Source organism: Pseudocitrobacter sp. 73 (assembly GCF_008369545.1).
GTDB classification, from domain to species: Bacteria; Pseudomonadota; Gammaproteobacteria; order Enterobacterales; family Enterobacteriaceae; genus Pseudocitrobacter; species Pseudocitrobacter vendiensis.
Genome location: NZ_VTZO01000069.1, coordinates 1 through 3,252 on the forward strand (window position 1 = coordinate 1; position 3,252 = coordinate 3,252).

Annotated in this window: 2 protein-coding genes; both read right to left on the reverse strand. The window is 50.6% G+C overall.

Annotated features, from left to right (window positions below; genetic code table 11):
• Positions 1-387: 387 nt before the first annotated feature.
• Entirely contained in the window at positions 388-717 is a 330-nt protein-coding gene (locus F0Q32_RS25590) for a tryptophan synthase subunit beta (RefSeq protein WP_149465162.1), read from the reverse strand.
• Positions 718-768: 51 nt separating this feature from the next.
• A partial coding sequence (locus F0Q32_RS25595) for an Ig-like domain-containing protein (RefSeq protein ID WP_149465163.1) occupies positions 769-3,252 on the reverse strand: 2,484 nt, incomplete at its 5' end.

Genomic DNA, 3,252 nt, shown 5'->3' on the forward strand with positions numbered 1-3,252 from the left:
AATTGTTAAAGAGCAGTTGCAACGCGGCTTTACGCTCACCGTTGCGAGGTCCCGTATAATACGTTTTCCTCTTTCAGAGTCAACCCTATTTTCAAGGATTTTTCTCTTCAACCGAACCGGCTGTTGCCGTGTCAGTGGGAGCGCATTATAGGGAGTTCTCGTGAGGCTGCAACCCTAAATATGCGGTAATTTTACTGAATGCTGAAATCCACAGCAAAACCCCGCTTTATACCAATTTATACACAGAGTTATCCACAGACTCGCGTATTTTCTTGTCGTTCGGTCTCCACGAAGACGATCGTTATGCGATAAAAGAGATCCTTTCCATACTCTATATAGAGGAAACCCAACCTCGTGGTTGGGCTGCTGCGTTTCAGGATCGCTGGGTTAGAGCAAGATCTCATCCTCATTTAATAGATTCTCCAGGCTATCCAGCTCCTGCCGTAATAGACTTCGGTTCGATAACTTGTTCTGCGCCGCAACTGGCAGGTCAGTGATACTGAGAATGCCTTTACTGGTCAGCACATAGATCAAGTCCTCCAGCACACGAACCAGTTCAAGATCGCTTTTTTGCAGCCCCGCAAGCAGCGCCTTCTGATGATTCTGCCAGTGGTTGATTTCCAGCGTGGTTTGTTCAGATTCTTCGGTCATTCCTTCGAACGGTTGAGTATCTACCCGCACCAGTGTTCCCCGGGGATTACGTTGTAAGTAATACATCTTATCTCCTGAAAGAGCAGCGCCACGTCGATGACGTGGCGCTGGGTCGGGTTAGATGATGATGGAGGTATTGTCCGGATTAGCCAGCAGACTGTTGATATCCGCCGCCGAACACCCTTCGACGGTGATGCTCATATTGGCGCCATTAGATATCTGACCGTTGGTATTGATCTCAATAACCGCGTTGCCGCTGTTGTCCTGAGTAACCTGAAGGAAATTATCGAGGTTATCGACGTGTTCCCCCAAAAGCTCGCTCAGGTCGATACGATCCCCCTCTGCAACGTTGAAGTCTTTAATCACATCATGGCCGTCATCGCCTTTCAGCCAGGTGAAGGTATCACTACCCGTACCGCCGTGAAGGATATCGTCGCCTTTACCACCGGTTAGGGTGTCATTTCCGGTTCCACCATAGAGAATATCGTCCCCGAGTCCGCCGTTAAGGATATCGTTACCGCCACCGCCGAGCAGAATATCATCGCCTTCACCGCCGTGGAGGATATCGTTACCCGAGCCCATAGCACCAAGTTCATCGCTATTCTGTACAACGTAATCCGCCACTTTGTCGAAAGTGAGATCGCCCACGGTGGTTCCCATGTGGCTGGCAAGATCGGCCGAGCTATCAAAACCATCGCCAATCAGAATGTCGTCACCTTTACCGCCAAACAGGACATCATCGCCGCTGCCGCCAACAAGAATATCGTCGCCGCCACCGCCATAGAGGATATCGTCGCCCTGCCCGCCGAACAGTACGTCTTTACCTCCGTCATTCTGAGATTGGTCGAACTCGGCAGGATGTTCATTAATGTACTGGGAAACATGGGCTACATCGAGATCGTTAGCGCTGACACCCAGCTTGCTGGCAACATATTCTTTAATAGCGGCATATCCGTTGCTGTTACCGAACAGCACCATGTCGCCAAAGAGGATGTCATTGCCAGCGTTTCCGTGCACCGTATCCTGTGCGCCCGCCATCTGTACGTTATCACCGCCCAGGATCGCGTTAGCCAACTCATCCGCCGCAATGCCCGACATCACATTACCGTCGGAGTCATACGGTTTCAGGTCATTTGCGCCAATACCATTGTTGATGCCGATGGCTTCGACGTTGCTGCACGCCGCCATAAGGAGTGCAAAAGCGGTTAAGGAGTTTGATGTCGTGGTGCTGCTCGTCGAGCTACCAGAACCATCACGCGTGGAGATTTCGTATCCTCCTTTACCATCTGCGCGAACGACACCAATACTGCTCCTTGTGCCCCCATTCCATGAATAAACATTCCCATTAGCGTCAATTACCGTTCGATTCGTCCCATTGATATTCATGGTGACGACCTGCCCTTCCTGGTAATTAATTTTGCTCATATCAAGCGTGACAACGTTGTTTGCGCCACTTCGCCCATCAACATCCACACTGGTCCGTTCATCGCTCTGGTAATACGTCGGCTTACCATCCGTAATAAAGTACGTCAGGTTTTCACTATTTTCCGAACCCACCTCGTGGAACCAGTTTGCCGCCGTTTTAAAGGCATCTTCATAGTTTGTTCCGCCACCGCTGGTCATTTTTGCCAGCGCATCAGTAAGCGTCTTCAGCGCATTAGGGTCACTAAGATTAACCGATACGGCATAATTCACCTGGGTGTCGAAATCGATCAAGAGGATCTTAACTTCCCCAGCCCCTTCCAGTTTGGCGTTATTTGAAAGGGTATTGAAGACTTCGGTTAGCGATTTGATAATCGCTTTCACATCGGTAGAGCCCACACTACCGGAACTATCTACAACAAATGCAATGTTATAGTTCTGGCCCGGTTCCTGCTGGAACCCTTGAGTATCGGCGATAATGACATCACTGGTGCCGTCTCCCCCTTCAATAACGTTATCGTACTCATTCCCGGTAATAACGTTCCCGGTTTCAATTGTCACCGGACGTTCAGCAGAGCTACTGGCAACGTTACCCGCTTCATCCTGGACAGTGATAGATGCGCTGACTTCTGGATTTTTCATCAGATTGTCAGCCGTGAACTCAGCTTCCCAGAACAGGTTACCTTCACCATCCTCCTGTACGGGCACCTTAACGACGGTATCACCGACTTGCACGTTAACGAAATCATCGGTTGTGGCTTCGCCCGTCACGGTACCGGTGACTTTGATTGTGGGTGAATCCTGACCAGGCAGCTTGTTTGTTTCTGCGAAACTTAGGAAATCATCGCCGGTGATAGGATCAATAGTGACGACTACGTTGATCGAGGTATCGATCTTGACCAGTTCGTTGTCACGCGCCGTCGCCTCGTTCCCAGCTTCATCTGTAATCGTGATAGTGCCGTTCACTTCCGGATCAGCCAGCAGGTCACAGGTCTTCACCTCCGTGCTCCAGGTCAAATCGTCCTGCACTGTGGCTTCATAAGGCTTACCGTTAATCTCCAGATGCACCACATCACCCGCTTTCGCGTCGCCGCCCACGGTACCGCTGATGGTGGTGTACTCGGCCTTCGCTTCTTCAGCGTTGATCCAGCCGTCCCCTGCAATGACATCAATATCCAG